Raw genomic sequence first — 508 nt, 5'->3', positions numbered from 1 at the left:
TGATATGTACCCAGAATCCTGGACACATATTTATTAACTAGGCAACACAAATGGATGTTTTCCTGTATTTTACAGGTGGCATCCATTTTGTTTTTGCCTGAATTCTTTTATTGTTATAATAATCCATATATTCATCTACAGCTTTTGAAAAAGATTGGAAAGATTCAAAGTCTTTTTCAAAACCATAATACATCTCATTTTTCATTCTGCCAAAGAAAGTCTCCATAATACAATTGTCATAACAGTTTCCCTTTCTAGACATTGATTGAATAATCCCCTTTTCTTTTAATCTGTTTCTATAATAAGCATGTTGATACTGTCACCCTTGATCAGAGTGAAATATTAAGCCTTCTACATTTGAGAACTTATCAAATGCATTGTCCAACATTCTCTTCACCTGTTCTAAGTTTGGATGTAATGCTAAGTTATATGACACAACTTCATTTGTATGCATATCTAATATAGGGGACAAGTAACATTTACCCCATGAGAAGTTAAATTGTGATAC

General features: G+C 31.7%; 1 protein-coding gene. It reads right to left on the bottom strand.

Annotated elements, in window-relative coordinates; all coding sequences use genetic code 4:
• Positions 1-37: 37 nt before the first annotated feature.
• Positions 38-508, bottom strand: a 471-nt coding sequence (locus tag ACWXVO_RS03160) for an IS3 family transposase (protein ID WP_456002588.1), incomplete at its 5' end; no start/stop codon positions are given.

It is taken from the genome of Mycoplasma sp. 1890 (assembly GCF_053851615.1).
This window is presented reverse-complemented; position numbering and strand designations above follow the sequence as displayed.